At 44.0% G+C, this 17,755-nt stretch carries 16 protein-coding genes; 7 read left to right on the top strand and 9 right to left on the bottom strand.

The window, feature by feature from the left end:
* Positions 1–45: 45 nt before the first annotated feature.
* Together ACJ751_RS12210 and ACJ751_RS12205 are read right to left on the bottom strand one after the other, a co-directional pair.
* Positions 46–1,188 (bottom strand): acyl-CoA dehydrogenase, encoded by a 1,143-nt coding sequence (locus ACJ751_RS12210; protein ID WP_407745775.1) that lies wholly within the window; start codon positions 1,186–1,188, stop codon positions 46–48.
* 118 nt (positions 1,189–1,306) lie between these two features.
* On the bottom strand, positions 1,307–2,218 hold the full coding sequence (locus ACJ751_RS12205; protein ID WP_407745774.1) for a helix-hairpin-helix domain-containing protein: 912 nt from the start codon (positions 2,216–2,218) through the stop codon (positions 1,307–1,309).
* A gap of 164 nt (positions 2,219–2,382) precedes the next feature.
* Here ACJ751_RS12205 and ACJ751_RS12200 point away from each other — a divergent pair, with 164 nt between their 5' ends.
* Positions 2,383–3,015, top strand: a complete 633-nt coding sequence (locus ACJ751_RS12200) for an FIST N-terminal domain-containing protein (RefSeq protein ID WP_407745773.1) — start codon at positions 2,383–2,385, stop codon at positions 3,013–3,015.
* 223 nt (positions 3,016–3,238) lie between these two features.
* On the opposite strand, the gene ACJ751_RS12195 is transcribed toward ACJ751_RS12200, so the two are convergent.
* The 3 genes from ACJ751_RS12195 to ACJ751_RS12185 all read right to left on the bottom strand — a co-directional run bounded on the left by ACJ751_RS12195 (position 3,239) and on the right by ACJ751_RS12185 (position 6,286).
* The gene (locus tag ACJ751_RS12195; RefSeq protein WP_407745772.1) at positions 3,239–4,015 is read right to left on the bottom strand and encodes an MBL fold metallo-hydrolase; all 777 of its coding nucleotides are present in this window, start codon (positions 4,013–4,015) and stop codon (positions 3,239–3,241) included.
* A 197-nt stretch (positions 4,016–4,212) separates the two neighbouring features.
* The gene (locus ACJ751_RS12190) at positions 4,213–4,509 is read right to left on the bottom strand and encodes a hypothetical protein (RefSeq protein ID WP_407745771.1); all 297 of its coding nucleotides are present in this window, start codon (positions 4,507–4,509) and stop codon (positions 4,213–4,215) included.
* Between the two features lie 220 nt (positions 4,510–4,729).
* On the bottom strand, positions 4,730–6,286 hold the full coding sequence (locus ACJ751_RS12185; protein ID WP_407745770.1) for a response regulator: 1,557 nt from the start codon (positions 6,284–6,286) through the stop codon (positions 4,730–4,732).
* Between the two features lie 137 nt (positions 6,287–6,423).
* Between ACJ751_RS12185 and ACJ751_RS12180 the strand changes: the two genes are divergently transcribed.
* The 5 genes from ACJ751_RS12180 to ACJ751_RS12160 all read left to right on the top strand — a co-directional run bounded on the left by ACJ751_RS12180 (position 6,424) and on the right by ACJ751_RS12160 (position 12,141).
* Entirely contained in the window at positions 6,424–7,644 is a 1,221-nt protein-coding gene (locus tag ACJ751_RS12180; RefSeq protein ID WP_407745769.1) for an HD domain-containing protein, read from the top strand.
* 149 nt (positions 7,645–7,793) lie between these two features.
* Positions 7,794–8,843 (top strand): UDP-3-O-(3-hydroxymyristoyl)glucosamine N-acyltransferase, encoded by a 1,050-nt coding sequence (gene lpxD, locus ACJ751_RS12175; RefSeq protein ID WP_407745768.1) that lies wholly within the window; start codon positions 7,794–7,796, stop codon positions 8,841–8,843.
* 233 nt (positions 8,844–9,076) lie between these two features.
* Positions 9,077–10,480: a bifunctional UDP-3-O-[3-hydroxymyristoyl] N-acetylglucosamine deacetylase/3-hydroxyacyl-ACP dehydratase gene (locus ACJ751_RS12170; RefSeq protein WP_407745767.1), complete on the top strand. Its 1,404-nt coding sequence runs from the start codon at positions 9,077–9,079 to the stop codon at positions 10,478–10,480.
* A gap of 172 nt (positions 10,481–10,652) precedes the next feature.
* Positions 10,653–11,516: an acyl-ACP--UDP-N-acetylglucosamine O-acyltransferase gene (lpxA, locus tag ACJ751_RS12165; RefSeq protein WP_407745766.1), complete on the top strand. Its 864-nt coding sequence runs from the start codon at positions 10,653–10,655 to the stop codon at positions 11,514–11,516.
* On the top strand, positions 11,497–12,141 hold the full coding sequence (locus tag ACJ751_RS12160) for an ATP-binding cassette domain-containing protein (protein ID WP_407745765.1): 645 nt from the start codon (positions 11,497–11,499) through the stop codon (positions 12,139–12,141). Before lpxA ends, ACJ751_RS12160 begins: the two co-directional genes overlap by 20 nt.
* A gap of 16 nt (positions 12,142–12,157) precedes the next feature.
* Here ACJ751_RS12160 and ACJ751_RS12155 read toward each other — a convergent pair whose 3' ends face one another.
* From ACJ751_RS12155 to tsaE, 4 genes are all read right to left on the bottom strand, one after another.
* Entirely contained in the window at positions 12,158–13,423 is a 1,266-nt protein-coding gene (locus ACJ751_RS12155) for a hypothetical protein (RefSeq protein ID WP_407745764.1), read from the bottom strand.
* A gap of 229 nt (positions 13,424–13,652) precedes the next feature.
* Positions 13,653–14,891 carry a hypothetical protein gene (locus ACJ751_RS12150; RefSeq protein WP_407745763.1) on the bottom strand — a complete coding sequence of 413 codons (1,239 nt, stop codon included), beginning with the start codon at positions 14,889–14,891 and terminating at the stop codon, positions 13,653–13,655.
* Between the two features lie 292 nt (positions 14,892–15,183).
* Positions 15,184–16,398 carry an alanine dehydrogenase gene (locus tag ACJ751_RS12145; RefSeq protein ID WP_407745762.1) on the bottom strand — a complete coding sequence of 405 codons (1,215 nt, stop codon included), beginning with the start codon at positions 16,396–16,398 and terminating at the stop codon, positions 15,184–15,186.
* A gap of 80 nt (positions 16,399–16,478) precedes the next feature.
* On the bottom strand, positions 16,479–16,892 hold the full coding sequence (tsaE, locus tag ACJ751_RS12140; protein WP_407745761.1) for a tRNA (adenosine(37)-N6)-threonylcarbamoyltransferase complex ATPase subunit type 1 TsaE: 414 nt from the start codon (positions 16,890–16,892) through the stop codon (positions 16,479–16,481).
* Between the two features lie 143 nt (positions 16,893–17,035).
* On the opposite strand from tsaE, the gene ACJ751_RS12135 reads away from it, so the two are divergent.
* Positions 17,036–17,755, top strand: a 720-nt coding sequence (locus ACJ751_RS12135) for a cation transporter (protein WP_407745760.1), incomplete at its 3' end; no start/stop codon positions are given.

The following is a 17,755-nucleotide window of genomic DNA, read 5'->3' as shown; positions in this document are numbered from 1 at the left end:
GGAGGATCCTGTCATGACAAGCAACCGAGAGCAGTAATTCTCACTTTAAGCTCGTAACACTTCACGGGCTATAACAATCTTCTGAATTTCAGATGTGCCTTCGCCAATGGTGCATAATTTACTATCGCGATAATATTTTTCAACGGGGAAATCTTTCGTATAACCATATCCGCCAAAGATCTGCACGGCATCGGTAGCTACTTTCACAGCCACTTCGCTGGCGAAATATTTTGCCATGGCCGATTCTTTGCTCATAGGTTCGCCGCGCATTTTTAAATCACATGCCTGCAGCGTCAGCAGCTCGGCAGCGGCAATTTCTGTTGCCATATCGGCCAGTTTAAATGAAATACCCTGAAAGTTGGCAATGGCCTGATCGAACTGGTGGCGTTCTTTTGCGTATTGTATAGAAGCTTCGTAAGCTCCTTTGGCAATGCCCAGCGACAGGGCGGCAATTGAAATACGGCCGCCATCCAACACCTTCAATGATTGTTTAAACCCATCGCCAAAATTCCCCAGGCGGTTAGCATCAGGAATGCGGCAATTATCGAAGATCATTTCAGCGGTTTCACTGGCGCGCATGCCCAGCTTGTTTTCTTTTTTACCACCGCTAAACCCCGGTGTGGTTCGCTCCACTACAAAGGCGGTAGCGTTGTTCTTTGCACGAGGTTCACCGGTACGGGCAATTACAACGGCCACATCAGCGCTCTTTCCGTGGGTGATCCAGCATTTGGTGCCATTCAACACCCAGTGATCGCCATCTTTTATGGCCACTGTTTTCATATTGGCTGCATCACTTCCAGTATTGGGTTCCGTTAAACCCCAGGCGCCCAACCATTCGCCGGTGGCCAGTTTGGGCAGATACTTTTGCTTTTGTTCTTCGTTACCAAAACTCAACATATGGCCAGTGCAAAGCGAGTTGTGTGCAGCCAGGCTTAACCCAATGGAACCACATACTTTGGCAACTTCCTGTATAATGGCTACATATTCATAATAAGTTAAGCCGGCGCCACCATATTTTTCAGGTACCAGTACACCCATTAGGCCCAGTTTACCCATTTCTTTAAAAAGATGCATGGGAAACTCCTGGGTTTCATCCCACTTCATTACATAAGGCTTAATATGTTGTTGAGCAAAATCGCGGGTTGATTGAGCAACCTGATCTGTAAGCTCAGAGGTTTGAAAGTTCATACTTAAATTTACCTGAATTAACTCGTATTCAATCGCTAAAGGCCACTGCAATATAGGAGGATTTTTTCACAAAACTAACATCCGTTAGCGTACTTTTTTTAAACTTAACATTCGCCTCCTACTCCACTATAATATAAGCCGCCAGTTTTTGATATAACTCAGGAGTTATCAATGCAATCTGTTGCAGCTCTTCGCGGCTGTGGAACAGTCCGTGCTGCTGACGGTATTGCACAATGGCATTGGCAATATTCCAACGAATATAGGGATGCTGTTTCAGGGTATTCGCATCGGCTGTATTGATATTGAGCTTTTGCAAAACAACGGCACTACATTGCAACCGGGGTTGTATTAATTGAAAGGTAGAATCGGGCAATCCGAAGGTTTCCCCTACCTGCTGTACCGAATAAAACCCACCCAGCTTTTCCCTGAAATTCACAATGCGGCTGGCCAGCTTGCTGCCGATGCCTGGTAATGCAATAAACGCGGCTGTATCGGCCTGGTTAATGTCAATGATCGCAGGCGGAGCTTTTACATATTTAACCGGCGGCTTGGGGGGTGGGTATAATCGCGGGGGTGTTGCAATTCTTATATAAGGCATCAAACGGTCGAAATCTTCCTTCCTTAAACTATACATTTTTTGCAGGTCGGCAGCATTTCTGAATTGTCCCCCCCTGGATAGATAATGTTGTATAGTATGCGTAGTACGTTCGTTAATGCCCAGCTTCTTCCAGCCGGTTGCATCCAGCGTATTGGGGTCAAAGGGAAATAAGGTAGCCTTTACCGGCTCCTCCTCCTTCTTTGGTGCATAATATACATTGTTGTAAGCCGGTCGCCTTTCCTTTTGCGTAAAAGCCTGTTCAGGCGGCGCCTTTTGTAGTTGCATCACTTCTACGCGTACTTCTTCACTAAAAGTGGCTGTTTTAAAAAACTGCGGGAGGGTGATACAAATGGCAATCAATGCCAGGAGTACATAAATGCCGGTGCGTTCTTTCCTGGTGAAAGAGAAATAATCTTTCCAGTTGTTTTCCATAATCAAGATTGAGCGGAGTCAATATTTTTTATTTCGGGCTACTACTAATTATTGCCTTACACTCAATTCCTCAAAAAACACTTACTTTTTTCTTCCTAAATATAAGTATTTGAAACAATATACGTTACACATATAGCCTTATCTATACCCTAAAAAATTACCCGATGAAAATGCAACAACTTCAGTATACCGATAAGGCCTGGAAAATATATATGCACGCGGAAGAATTTGACCGTATGCAATGCCAGTTGGTGTTGGCTTTTGGCCCACCTTCCATCATTACCGATACTGCCGTTTTTAATTATCTGGAAAGAAGCTATCCCGAGGCCCATATTATTTTAACCTCGGCCTCCGGTGAGATCATTCTTCCTGATCTTTATCTAAGTAGTGTAGTAGTTACCGCTTTTCAATTCGATAAAACAATTATTCACTGTGCCGAAACAAATATCAGCAAACACACTACCAGCTACGATGCAGGTCATTGCCTGATGCAACAATTGCAGCAAAGCGATCTGTACACCTCCTATATCATGGCCGATAGCACCGGAGTGAATGGCAGCGAATTGCTGGCCGGTTTTAATAAACTGAATACACAAGCCATTCCGGTCACCGGTGGTTTAACCGGAACCCGATGCAATTTCTCGAAGGCGTTTGTAGGATTAAACCAGGCGCCGGCCAATGGGGCTATTGTGGCCATTGGGTTTTATGGTAATCAATTACTATTAAATCCAGGTTCGTTTGTTGGGTGGAATGAATATGGCCCCGTTCAAACCATTACCGCATTTAAAGAAATGTAGTTGATGAGTTGACGAGTTGATCAGTTAACCAGTTGACCAGTTGACGAGGAAGAAAAGTTGATATTGTTGATAAGGTTGACAGGGTTGATAAAGGAGGTAGGAAGATTGAAAAATTATTAGGTTGAGTAATAGCGCGAGGTTGGTTGGGGGAGGCTCGATTGCCGCGTCGCGGTCTTTGCCTTCTGCCCTTTGCCCTTTGCCTCGCTCTTTCATGGCGCGTCAACTACACTTTAATTACTAATCCATCATAAGCAAAACTCACCCCATTCGGTAACTCCGCTTCCACATCGGCATGCTTACCCATTTGGTGACTGAGGTGAGTGAGGTAACATTGGGGCACTTGTAGCTTTTTAGCCACTTCTATACTTTCGCTTAACGAAAAATGGGAGATGTGTTTTTCTTTTCGCAGCGCATTCAACACTAATACATCGCTTCCCTTTATCTTTTCCAATTCACTGTCATCAATGCGGCTGGCGTCGGTGATATAAGTGAAGTGGCCAAAGCGAAAACCCAGCACCGGCATTTTTAAATGCCAGACCATAATGGGCGTTACCGGAATATCTCCCACTTCAAAAGTTTCCAGCCCGATCGTGTTCAATTTTATTTCAGGTAAGCCGGGGTATTTTGACTCATAAAAAGCATAAGGAAATTCGCGGATGATCACCTCCTGCGTGGCATCGCTGGCAAACACCTGCATGGGTTGCTGCTGAAAGAAGTTAAAAGCCCGTACATCGTCGAGGCCGGCTACATGGTCTTTATGGGAATGCGTAAAAACAATAGCATCCAGGTGCTTTACATTAGCCCGCAACATCTGGTAGCGAAAGTCGGGACCAGAATCAACAACCAGCGTTGTTTTTTCTGATTGCACCATTATTCCGGAGCGAAGCCGTTTGTCTTTTTTATCGGTTGAAGTGCAAACCGGACAATCACAGGCGATCATGGGTACACCGGAACTGGTACCGGTCCCTAAAAACGTAATGGTTAATGAAGGATAACTCACGCGGTAAAAATACGAAGGAAGAACGAAGTAGGAAGTAAGAAGTATGAGATACGGTTTAGAAGTAGGAAATTAAAGCTGCAGTTATCGTGAAACGTCAAACGTGAAACGTGAGAGACCCTATCAACCTCCCACTTTTCCCTTTAACCTCCTTCTTCCTCGTTAACTCGTCAACTGGTTAACTCGTCAACTCTAATCGCTTATTTCTGATTTTCAGCCTGTTCAGCCTGTATCACAGCATGTCTTTCCAGCACATCGTTATAGGTTCTGCGTACCTCAGGCGAAAACTCATCAGGATTAACCTGAAGTTGCGGAACCAGATCGATCAACGTGCTTATGCGGCCCTCGAGCTGCAGGAATTTATTTAAAACAACTACTTTCTTTTGTTCTAAAATGCAGTATCCACTCTGAAAATTACCCCGTTCGTAACGTAGCACATATTCAGCCTCATTGAGAATCGCCTCTATCTTATCTAATGTCGCTTGCGTAAATTTCATAGTCTGGATGTAGATGACTTAATGAATGATTGACAAAATTAATATTCACAATTTTAGTGCTGGAAATAGATACCCTTTACTTTTCCACACAAAACATTGAAAACAACCGTTTCTCGCCTTAAAAAGCCAGAAAAAGACCTTTTTTAACCATAAAAGCGAGTTTTCTTATCGAATTTCCGCCTGATTACCGCCTTTCATTTCTGCCTTTTGCCCTATGCCTTTATTTATTTGTCATCTTAATTACCGGCACAATCATCTCTTCTAAACTAACGCCGCCATGCTGAAAAGTGTTGCGGTAATAGTTCACATAATAATTGTAATTGTTGGGGTAACACAGGTACATATCTTCCCGGGCAAAAATGTATGAGGAGTTTACTGTAGGCACCGGCAGACCCGCCTCTTTAGGATCGCGGAAAGCCAGTACTTCCTTGGGTTCATAATTAAGATTGCGGCCATGTTTATACCGCAGGTTGGTAGTGGTTTGTTTATCACCAATTACTTTGGCCGGTGTTTTTACCCGCACACTGCCATGGTCGGTGGCCAGAATGAGATTGAGTTTTTTATCAGCTACTTTTTTCAATGCCTGGTGCAGAGGCGAATGCTCGAACCAGCTTTTGGTAACACTTCTGTAGCTGGTTTCATCGCCCGCCAGTTCTTTCAGCACTTCCATTTCGGTACGGGCATGGCTGAGCATATCGACAAAATTGTAAACAATAATATTCAGGTCGTTGCCCATGAGGTTGTGTATATTGTTCACAAGGTCCTGACCCGCCTGGTTGTTGAGGATCTTGGTGTAAGAGAATTTTATATCGTCGCGGCGCTGGCGTTTTAAAAATGACCGGAAGAACTCTTCCTCAAATAAATTCTTTCCGCCTTCTTCATCATCATTCTTCCATTGCTGGGGAAAATTCTTTTCAATTTCAATAGGTAGCAATCCGCTGAAAATGGCGTTGCGCGCGTATTGGGTGGCAGTGGGCAGAATGCTGTAAAAGCTGTCTTCTTCCAGTATGCGAAAACTTTCTGCAAAAATAGGTGCAATAGCCCGCCATTGGTCGAACCGCAGGTTATCGAGAAGTACAAAGAAAGTAGGCGTGCCCTTTTCAATATGCGGCATCACCTTAAATTTTATCAGGTTGTGCGACATCACAGGACCTTCGTCACTTTTTGGATTTACCCAACGTGCATAATTCTTTGAAACAAACTTGAAGAATTCGGTGTTAGCCTCATTCTTTTGGGTTTGAAACACTTCCTGCATTTCAGGACTATCGCTTTTGTCCATCTCCAGCTCCCAGTACACCAGTTTCTTGTAAATGTCCATCCACTCGTTATAATCGGGACTACTGTTCAACGCCATGAATAAATTGCGGAACTGCTGTTGATAAGCCATGGTAGTTTTTTCACCTACCAACCGTTTGTTATCGATGATCTTTTTCAAACTCAACAACACCTGGTTGGGATTCACCGGTTTTATCAGGTAATCGGTGATCTGGCTGCCGATGGCGTCGTCCATCAGGTTTTCCGTTTCATTTTTGGTGATCATCACCACCGGGATCTGTGAATTGATCTCTTTTATCTTCGAAAGGGTTTCCAGGCCGGTAATACCGGGCATGGTTTCATCCAACAACACCACATCGAGGTGGTTTTCTTTTACAAAATCCACCGCATCAAACCCGTTTGTAAGTGCAGTTACTTCGTACCCTTTATTTTGTAAAAACAGTATTTGTGATTGTAAACTTTCAATTTCATCATCTACCCAAAGTATTTTTCCTAATGGCATGTATAGTTCTTTTAATTAAGTTCTAGGTTTTATGTTTTGAATCGGATTCAATCTAACCAAATTTAATTTATCCGGCGGGGCTTTGTACTTTTGCCCGCTGCATTTGGCAGCAATTTTAACAAAAAAGCAAGCAGCGAATGACAAACCGCATCAGGAAGATCATAAATGACCCGGTATATGGGTTTATTACCATCGACGATCCGCTTGTTTTTCAGGTAATCGCCCATCCCTGGTACCAGCGGTTGCGGCGTATTCATCAAATGGCATTTGCGCACCTGGTTTATCCGGGCGCGGTGCATACCCGACTGCATCACTCCCTGGGCGCTTATCACCTTATGTGCAATGCGTTAACCGAGTTGAAGAACAAAGGAGTGGAAATTACTCCTGAAGAAGAGACAGCTGCAAAAATTGCGATCCTGTTACACGATATAGGCCATGGACCATTTTCACATGCCCTGGAAAATGTGCTGATCAGTAATACGCATCATGAAACCATCAGCATTCTGATCATGCGCGTGCTCAATGAACAAATGAAGGGGCAATTGCATAAAGCCATCGACATTTTTACCAATAATTATACCAAGCCCTTTTTACACCAGCTCATCAGCGGCCAGCTCGATGTTGATCGCATGGATTACCTCACCCGCGATAGTTTTTTTACGGGCGTTTCTGAAGGGGTGATCGGGTACGACCGCATTTTAAAAATGCTGGCAGTGAAAGATGGTGATCTGATGGTGGAGGAAAAAGGCATCTACAGCATTGAGAAATTCCTGGTGGCCCGTCGCCTTATGTACTGGCAGGTATATTTGCACAAAACCGTACTGGGCGCCGAAAAAACACTTATAAAGATCATTCAGCGAGCCAAAGAATTGATTCAACAGGGACAAACAGTTCAGGCTGCATCTGCTACCTTTGACTTCTTTTTAAGAAGCGCTACCAGCACTGCATTTATTGAGCAGCAGCTCGACAAATTCTGTATGCTCGATGACTATGATGTGCTGACAACCATTAAAAACTGGATCTTTCACCCTGACACGGTTTTAAGTACGTTGTGCCATTGTTTAATAGATCGCCGTTTACTAAAAGTTAAATTACAGGCTGAAACTTTTAATCAGGACTGGATTAAAACACAACGGAATAACATTTGCCATCAATTAAAGATAAATGAGGGCGATTGCGATTATTTTATTTACACCGGCGAAATAGAAAATACAACCTACGACCCCAGTGAAGAACGTATAAATATTTTATTTAAGAACGGAACGGTCACTGATATATCAAAAGTTGATAATGCATTGATCCATCAGGCATTAGCAAGCCCTGTGAAAAAATATTACATTTGTTATTACAATTGTTAAACAGTTAATAAGTCGATCTGTTAGACCTTTTATCACTAAAGATCCAAACATATTATACTTTTTTCAATATGCAGTAGCTTTTCACGTTTTAGTAATTTCGATTTATAAAAGTTTGAAATATTCGACTTATCTGACATAACGATTATTCTATGCAATTTACCGCAGCTCAAATAGCTATGATCATCAATGGCAAAGTGGAAGGAAATCCTGAAACTTTGGTGCATTCTTTTGGAAAAATTGAAGAAGCGCAAGCCGGCCAGCTTTCTTTTTTGGCCAATCCTAAATACGAAGAATACCTGTATCGCACGAGTGCTTCGCTGGTTATCATCAATGCCTCACAGGAGTTGAAGGAACCCGTGAACGCAACGCTGATCAGAGTAGCCGATGCTTATTCTGCGTTTGCTACCCTGCTTACCAAATACCAGGAAATGGCTACCCAAAAATTATCGGGTATCCAGGAACCTGCTTATATCAGTAAGTCGGCCAAATATGGTCAACAGGTATATATCGGCGCTTTTTCTTACCTCGGTGAGAACGTAGTGCTGGGGAACAATGTGAAAATATTCCCGAACGTATTCCTGGGCGACAATGTAAAGATCAACGACAATACCATTGTTCACCCCGGGGTAAAAATTTACCACGATTGTGTTATTGGAAAGAATGTAACCATTCATGCCGGTACAGTAGTGGGTAGTGATGGTTTTGGTTTTGCGCCTCAGGCAGATGGCAGCTTTAAGAAGGTGCCGCAAATTGGTAATGTAGTAGTGGAAGATTTTGTAGAGATTGGCGCTAATGCCACCATCGACCGCGCCACCATCGGTTCAACCATAATAAAATCAGGCGCCAAGCTCGATAACCTGATCCAGGTAGCCCATAACGTAGAAGTTGGTAACAACACCGTTATCGCAGCACAGGCTGGTGTAAGCGGTAGTACCAAGATTGGTAACAATGTTATGATCGGCGGACAGGCCGGCATTGTTGGCCATATTCAAATTGCTGATGGCAGCAGAATCAATGCACAAAGTGGCGTGAGCAAATCAATAAAAACACCTAACGCAGCCGTAACCGGTAGTCCGGCGTTTGAATATACCAGCGCCTTACGCAGCCAGGCTGTGAGCCGCAAACTGCCCGAGCTGGAGAAGAGAATTGCAGAGTTGGAGCAATTGGTGAAGCAATTGCTTACTGAAAAGATAAGTTGAAAAGTTGACGAATTAACAAGGTAACACGTTGAAATATAAATAAATGGATTGACGGTTAAAAAACCATCAATCCATTTTTGTTTTGCAGGAAGGCAGTGTCGATGTTAAAACGTTCGTTGTCATGAGTTGAGAAAACACTTATACGGATTGAGAAAAATTAACGAGGTCATCTTCAGTACCTTTTCGTCTGAGTGGATTCCCTATCTTTGCGCATTCTTTTACAAAACCAAAGGATGAACAACAACTTTAATCCAGATAAGCAACATACCCTGCAATCAGCTGTGAGTATTTCTGGTACCGGTTTACATACAGGAGTAAATGTGGATATGACCCTGAAACCAGCCCATCCAGGCTTTGGTTTTCAGTTTCAACGCATTGACCTGCCCGGACAACCAGTGATCAAGGCTGATTGTGACCTGGTTACCGATACTTCCCGTGGTACCACACTGCAGGAAGGCGATACAAAGGTTTGTACGGTTGAGCATATTCTGGCTGCCTTGGTGGGCATGGGCATTGATAACTGTCTGATTGAGCTGAATGGTCCTGAAATTCCGATCGCCGATGGTAGTTCTGCCCCTTTTGTAGAAATCATTGAAGAAGCAGGGGTATTGGAGCAGGATGCGGCCAAGGTATGGTACAGCATCGATACCAATATTACTCATTACGATGAATTGAAAAAGGTTGAAATGACAGCCCTGCCTGCTACGGATTATAAAATAACCACCCTCATTGATTTTAATAGCCCTGTACTGGGCACCCAGCATGCCGGTTTAAAAACCATGCGGGATTTCAAGGAAGAAATTGCACCCTGTCGAACTTTCTGCTTCCTGCATGAACTGGAAATGTTGTTGCAACATAATCTTATCAAAGGCGGTGATGTAAACAACGCCATTGTGATTGTTGACAAGCCTGTGACGCCTGAAGTAATGGAACGGCTGGCAAAAGTTTTCAACAAGAAAAACATTGAGGTTAAGAATGAAGGGTACCTCAATAACCTGGAACTGCGTTTCCCCAATGAACCTGCCCGCCATAAAACATTGGATGTGGTAGGCGACCTGGCCCTGATCGGTTACCCTATCAAGGCGCATATCATTGCCAACCGCCCCGGGCATAGCACAAATGTTGATTTTGCCCGCAAGATCAAACAGTATATAAAAAAAAATAAACATGTAAAGGATGTGCCGGTGTACGATCCCAATTTGCCGCCGGTATACAGCCTGCAGCAGATCGAAAAAACGTTGCCGCACCGCTATCCTTTCCTGATGGTGGATAAAATTATCGAACTTACTGACAAGCATATAGTTGGTATCAAAAATGTGACCTATAACGAGCAATTTTTTACGGGTCACTTTCCTGGTAATCCCGTGATGCCCGGAGTACTGCAGGTAGAGGCGCTTGCCCAAACAGGGGGTATTCTTTGTATTAACTCCCTGCCACCCGGAGAATATGATACCTACTTTTTGAAAATCGATAATTGTAAATTCAAGCAAAAAGTGGTACCCGGAGATACTATGATCCTGAAAATGGAGTTAATCTCCCCAATACGGCGTGGTATTTGCGAAATGCGGGGAACGGTGTACGTAGGTAATAAAATTGCCACAGAAGCAGATCTGATGGCCCAGGTAGTAAAACGATAAATTATTGGTTTTTATACCTAAAAATGAAATTCAGGCAATAAAATTTATAGAACAATAGGGGAAAATTGAATGAGTTTTGTCCTATTTTAGCAGATTAATTAATATCAAACGTCAATCCATCCATAAACAGAATTTAGGTGACAATCACCAACAAAATCCCACCGGGGATGGGATGTCTGTTACGCCTATGAGTGAATATCCTGCTACAACCCTTAAGAATGTAAATAAAATGATTCATCCGCACACATATATACACCCTAACGCCAAGCTGGCCACCAATGTGAAGATTGATCCTTTTACGGTTATTCACCAGAACGTGGAGATTGGCGAAGGAACCTGGATTGGCAGTAACGTCACTATCATGGAAGGCGCCCGCATCGGCAAAAATTGCCGAATTTTCCCCGGAGCTGTAATTTCTGCTATGCCGCAGGATTTGAAATTCGAAGGCGAAGAAACCCTCACTGAAATTGGTGATAATACCACCATTCGTGAGTTTGTGACCATTCACCGGGGTACCAAAGACAGGTGGAAAACAAAGGTGGGCAAAAATTGCATGATCATGGCGTATAGCCACATAGCCCACGATTGTATCATTGGCAGCAATGTTATCCTGAGTAATAACTCACAGGTAGCTGGTCACGTAGTTCTGGGCGATTGGGCCATTTTAGGTGGCATGTGCGCGGTTCACCAGTTTACCAAGGTTGGTCAGCACGCCTTTGTAAGCGGTGGTTCACTGGTAGGCAAAGATATTCCTCCTTATATTAAAGCCGGCCGTCAGCCATTGAGCTATGCCGGGGTAAACTCAGTTGGTTTAAAAAGACGTGGTTTCACTATCGATAAGATCAATCATATCCTCGATATCTATCGCGTTATTTACAACAAAGGTTTTAATACCAGCCAGGCTCTCGAATACCTGGAAGAAGAGTTTTCCGCATCCGACGAGCGCGATGAAATTGTAACCTTTATTCGCGAAAGCGGCCGCGGTATCATTAAACGCTATTCAAAAAATAGTGTGGATGAAGATATCGCTGATTAATGCCGGCAAACGCTTTAACCGCGACTGGATCTTCCGGGAATTAAATCAGGAATTTATTTCAGGCACTGCCTATGCTATTACCGGTCCCAATGGGTCCGGTAAATCTACTTTATTACAGGCCATCGGCGGCGCCATCATAATGAGTGAGGGAAGCGCTAAATACACAATTGGCAATACAAACGTTCCGGAGAAAGAGATTGAGGTTGATAAAGCATTTCAGTATATTTCAATTGCGGCGCCTTATCTGGAGCTCATAGAGGAAATGACGCTCCTGGAAATGCTGGAGTTTCATTCGCAGTTCAAACCCCTACTTTCCAATACCACCATTCCTGATATTATCTCCACTATTGGCTTAAAGACGGCTGCCAACAAACAGATCCGGTTCTATTCAAGTGGAATGAAACAACGAGTAAAGCTGGCACAGGCTATTTTTAGTGATGTGCCCTGCGTTTTGCTCGACGAGCCCTGTACCAACCTCGATGCAGTGGGGATTGAATTATATCATCAGTTGATCCGCGACTACGGTAATAACCGGTTAATCATTGTCAGTTCCAACGATCCTCAGGAGTATTCTTTTTGTAAAGAGATGCTTAGTATTACAGACTATAAGAAGGTAAGAATATAATCAAATTCGACTGATTTTATCTCTTCTGTACGTATGCATGATTACCAATTCCCAAATGCGCTTTGTCTTTCGGGTAGAAATAAAACGCCCTACGCATGGTAGAACCATTATTAAAACGCAGCTCAATGGAATAGCCATTCAGGGTATAAGCGCCGGCTTCATCTTTTTTAGAATAAGCAGAAGCAGGAATACTATAATCAGTATAATTGGTCCCTACAGCTACACCGGTCAATGCAAACCGGCCAACGTTATTAAACAGAATGTCTTTGGAAGAAACCGTTACTACATTTCCACCCATGGTTGAATTACCTGCGCCTGCCATGCTGCTGAAAGCGCCTTCAATTTTTTCATTGCCGGCCGCCGGTCTTGCCCAGAACCAGTTCTTCTCCCATCGCTCGGTCTTATTTCTTCCGGGCCAGGTAACCACAATGGTGCTGCCACTTATTCGCCAGGTGCCCCACCTTTTAGGATCACGCTGTTTCGACAGGGCGATATCAAACTCATACGGACTTACCACGGGGTTATTGTACAAGCTGCCATCGTTCAATAAAAGATAAGGGGTATACTCGCTTGTAACAGCGCCTCCTACCCCATAACTATATTCCAGGTTTAATACTATTCCTTTTATTTCGGTTGCTTTCAAGCCCCGTACGGAACGGCTTGTGTTATCGGCATTGGCAATAACATTGCGGGGTACAGGTGTTTTATCCATAACGGTGGGGGCTACCGGCTGTGGTAAAGCATTGGTTTTTGCTACCTCCGTTTGCCCGCTACCTTCAAATGCACCTTCCTGTTTGGCCAGTTTGCCAAAATGCATAGCGGCCGATTTCATACAATTGGTGTAGTAGGTAATATCGGGTGAGCTAAACAGCTTTGCCAGGCGGTATTGCTGGTTACTGGTGCGGTAGGCCATATAGGCCACGTACCATACTTTGCCATTTCTGTCAGTGATTTTGCCCGAATACGAAGAGAGAGTGCTGTAACTGATATTCTTCTTGTCTTTACTCTTGCTTTTTGACTCCGTAAAGCCTGAAAGCCGCATATTCTTGTCAATAGAGCCGGTAAACCAGTCATCAAAGCTTTTTCCGTCGACCTTTTCGAGCGGCATTATTTCGTAAGTGAACTCTTTATTTTCATCGCTGAAAACAGCAGTAGGGCTAAAAAGGTAGCGTCCTTTATTTTCTTCCATCTTCCAGCCTAACATCGGCTGAACAGTTTGAGCGAGCGTAGCGGGAATGCCCAAACCCATGATCAGGACGATAACCAGGAGCATATTTTTCATAAGTAGGCTATTTACAGGCTTTGGAAGTCAATTTTCGGGCCACAGAAAAAAAAAGACGGTTTGCAGGGCCTAAAACTTCTAACATGTTCAAAACTTTTCCAAATCAGCCTTATAACCATGCATATGCGCCTGTAAATAACGCACACCAGCTGGCAATTCCATAAAGCAGAAAAGGGTCCCGACTTCAGTCAGGACCCTTTTCTGTAGATTCCTTTTCAGGAAATATCGTTTAGTTGCCGGTTATGCCTTCAACAGCTGCCTGTTTAGGGGCATACACAGAGTTGCCTATGCCAAAATGGGTGCTGCCCTGCAGGTAGAAATAGAACATGCGGCGAATAACGGTACCGTTATTAAAATGCAGTTCCATTGAATAATCATTAAGGGAATAGGTTCCGGCCTCGTTAAATTTTTTGTATTCAGAAGAAGGCACCGTGGCGCCATCGCCGCCGGTTAAAGTAAACTGGCCATCTTTATTGAAGAAGATGAACTTGGAAGTATAAGCTTTATCGCTACTTTTTACATTGCCATTCTCTGCACCATTTACAGTCATGAATGAACCTTCCAGTTTTTCATCTTTTTGAGAAGGCGTAGCCCAGAACCAGTTCTTGAACCATTTTTCTGTTTCGTTGGTGGCAGTCCACTCAACCTGGAATGAACCGTTCCTCAACTTCCAGGTTCCCCATTTTTTGGGATCCTTTTGTTTTGATGCTGCTACATCCAGGCTATAGGGGCTAATCACAGGTTCGCTGTAAATTGAACCATCATTCAACACCAGGTAAGGTTTGTAAATACGCACCATTTTACCATCTGCGTTGGTGTTATACTCAAGATGGATGAGGATACCATTTATTTCCTGTGTTTTCAACCCTTTTTCAGGGATGGCTTCACTTTGAGCAGTGCTGGGGGTTCTGTTTTCCTGTTTGCCATGTCCGTTATTGTTTCTGGCAAATTTACCAGAGGCTGAAGCGGTAGCATCCAGTCTGTTCAGGTTACCAAAATGTTCGGCAACAGGACGCATGTTGTTTGCATAATATTTCACATCGGGTGAACACATTATACGCGCCATGCGGGTGTCGCCCTCTCCCACCTGATAAGCAACATAGGTTACATACCAGGCTTTACCTTTTTTATCAGTTACCTCAGTAGAGAGGGAAATAATAGTTTGATTGGTGGTAATATTCTTTTTGCTGGTGGCGGGGATAGTAAAACCAGCTGTTGTTACATCTTTATCAATGGCACCACTAAACCATTGTTCAATTGGCTGCCCTTCATTTTTTGCAATGGGCATAATTTCATAAATGAATTCCTTGCCTTCAACGCTGGCAGTTTTTGCAGGTTTCAAAGTGTAGCTGCCGCTTTTTTCATCCAGATCCCAACCAGAAATAGGTGGGATAGTTACTTGCGCAAAAGAGGTAGTTTTACTAACCAAGATAGTTAGTACTATCAACAAATAGGGCCTTGTCTTCATAACAGGTATTTGAGTCCAATTAGCAACTTTTAGGCCATAGAAAACGTGTAAAACGTCCTTTTATTACGAATAGCAACGTTTTCTTCTTAAGAGGCCTGCAATTGTTAATTGGGGGAATTCACAAAAGTAATCCGAAACTCCGTAAAGTCAAATGACTGGCGCTTTATTAAAAGAAATAAAATACTATTTAATGTCGCGCCTACATTTTACATGCTGGTATACATTATCGCATATATGCATAAAAATATTGTTACAACAGGATAAAAAATATTTTTCAATCCCATGCAACCAATTAGCGCTGGCTTGCAATCAGCAAATTAAGATCGGTATACTTTAGATCGAAGCGTTGACTTAAGTGGAAGTTAGTGAGCGCGCCTTTGAATAGATAAATACCACTGCGCAGGTGGACTTTGTGCCATACGAGGTTTTCAAAACCACCTTCCTCGCCTGCTTCCAGCAACAAAGGCATCAATACATTACTGATACCTTGTGACGCAGTACGTGCAAAGCCTGATGGTATATTAGGTACACAATAGTGAATAACGCCGTACTTCATAAAGATCGGTTGTTCATGACTGGTTATCTCTGACGTTTCAAAACAACCACCCCGGTCGATACTAACATCAATGATTACACTACCGGGTCGCATATTGCTTACCATTTCTTCACTAACCACAACAGGCGTGCGGCCGCTTTGCGAACCCAGGGCCCCAACGGCCACTTCGCAGGTCTTTAATTGTTTGGCCAGAATACGGGGCTCTATTACAGAAGTCCACATACGTTGACCGATATTATTCTGTAACCGTTTTAACCGGTACACACTATTGTCGAATACTTTTACCGATGCACCCAGGGCCAGTGCAGCACGGGCCGCAAATTCACCCACAATACCGGCTCCCAGGATAATTACCTTGGTTGGCGGAATACCCGAAATGCCACCCAGCAACACCCCTTTGCCATGGTTGGCCGAACCGAGGTATTGGGCCGCAATAAGCATCACTGCACTTCCGGCTATTTCGCTCATGCTGCGAACAATGGGTAAACTATCGCTATCGTCCTTTAAATTTTCGAATGAGATGGCAGTAATGCGCTTTTCCATCATCTTCTGCAGAAATTCAGCCTTCATGGCCGACAAATGGATGGGGGAAATGATCACCTGGTTCTGCTGCAGATGCGGCAGGTCTTCTTCTACTACGGGGGCGCTTTTTACCAGAATTGGCGCTTTATACACCTGTGCTTTTTCATATACGATCTTAGCACCGGCCTCGCTATAATCGCGGTCGCGAAAATGGGCGGCCTCCCCGGCATTGTGTTCAATTACTACATTATGCCCGTTGCTCACCAATACGCCCACTGCGTCGGGGGTCAGCGCAATACGGTTTTCCTGAAACGCAGTTTCTTTAGGTATACCAATATGCAACTCCGACCCTTTGGGTTTTATATCCAGAGTTTCCTGAAGCGTTTCGTAACTAAAAGAAGTGCTGATGATCGGCTTTTGCTGGGACATGTAGCAGTAAATGATTTTACCCCCATTATCGGGGCCACAAGTTACAAATTAAATCGGAAGTCGGATGGCCGAACCAGCGGTCAGGCCCCTGAAATATGGATGATTCTCGTATGTGGGTCCATCACCTGAATTTCTACCCTTGCGGTATCCTCGGGAAAAATGCCTTCAGCCCGGGCCGGCCATTCTACCAGACAAATATCCCCGGAATACAGGCAATCTTCCACCCCGGCCCGCACAGCCTCATCCTCATCTTTCAACCGGTACAGGTCTATATGAAAAACCCGCCCGCCGGGATATTTATATTCATTTATGATGGAAAAAGTAGGGCTCCCCACTGTACTTGTTACCCCTTTTTCATCGCACAGGGCGTGAATAAGGGTGGTTTTGCCAGCGCCCATATCGCCATAAAAGGCAATCACCTTACGCCCATCAATAAGTTCCCAGAATGTATGGGCCGTTTGCCGGATGTTATCTAATGTACATTGCAGCTGCATAAAGACACAAAGATAATGGCCATGGGGCGGAACGACAGATTTAAGTTAAAATTGCAACCGGGTGGACATAATATTACCAATATGCCGGGAATTAAGGCTATTGAGCGGTAAATTTGCAAATACACTCAACCCCATGGATGAACATGAATAAAGTGAATTGGAAAGTAGATGGCATGACCTGTTCAAATTGCGCGCTGACCGTACAGCAATACCTCACCGCCGAAGGCCTCGAAAACGTGAAGGTAAACCTGATGGGGGGTGAGGTGAGTTTTGACGCAGATGGCAAAAATGAACAACAGATCATCAAAGGCATAGAATCGCTGGGTTATACCGTTCAAAATGACGAAGTGCCCGGTTCCCAAAAGCGCAAGCGACTATTTGCCTCCCACAAACAACGCTTTTTATTCTGCCTGATCTTTACCCTGCCGCTGATGCTGCATATGCTCGATAAGTGGGTACATATTCACTTATTGATGGATCCCTGGGTACAGCTGGGTCTTTGTTTACCTGTTTATATTGTGGGAATGGACTTTTTTGGCCGCAGCGCCATAAAAAGCATTCGTAACCGCATGCCCAATATGAATGTGCTGGTGACTATTGGCGCCACTGCCGCATTTGTATATAGTTTAACCGGCGCCCTCATGAACCTGGGCCCTCAATACCTTTTTTTTGAAACCACCGCTTCCATCATTACCCTGGTGTTCCTGGGTAATTTTCTGGAAGATGCCTCCATACAATCTACCCAGCGGGCCCTGAACAGCCTGGCCAGATCACAAAAAATGATGGCCAATATGATCGCCTTTGATGAAAATCACAAGGAGATCATCTTCCCAATGGAGAATACGCAACTGCGTTCCGGCGAT

The sequence above is a fragment of the Niastella sp. genome, from assembly GCF_045805085.1.
Lineage (GTDB): Bacteria > Bacteroidota > Bacteroidia > Chitinophagales > Chitinophagaceae > Niastella.
This window is presented reverse-complemented; position numbering and strand designations above follow the sequence as displayed.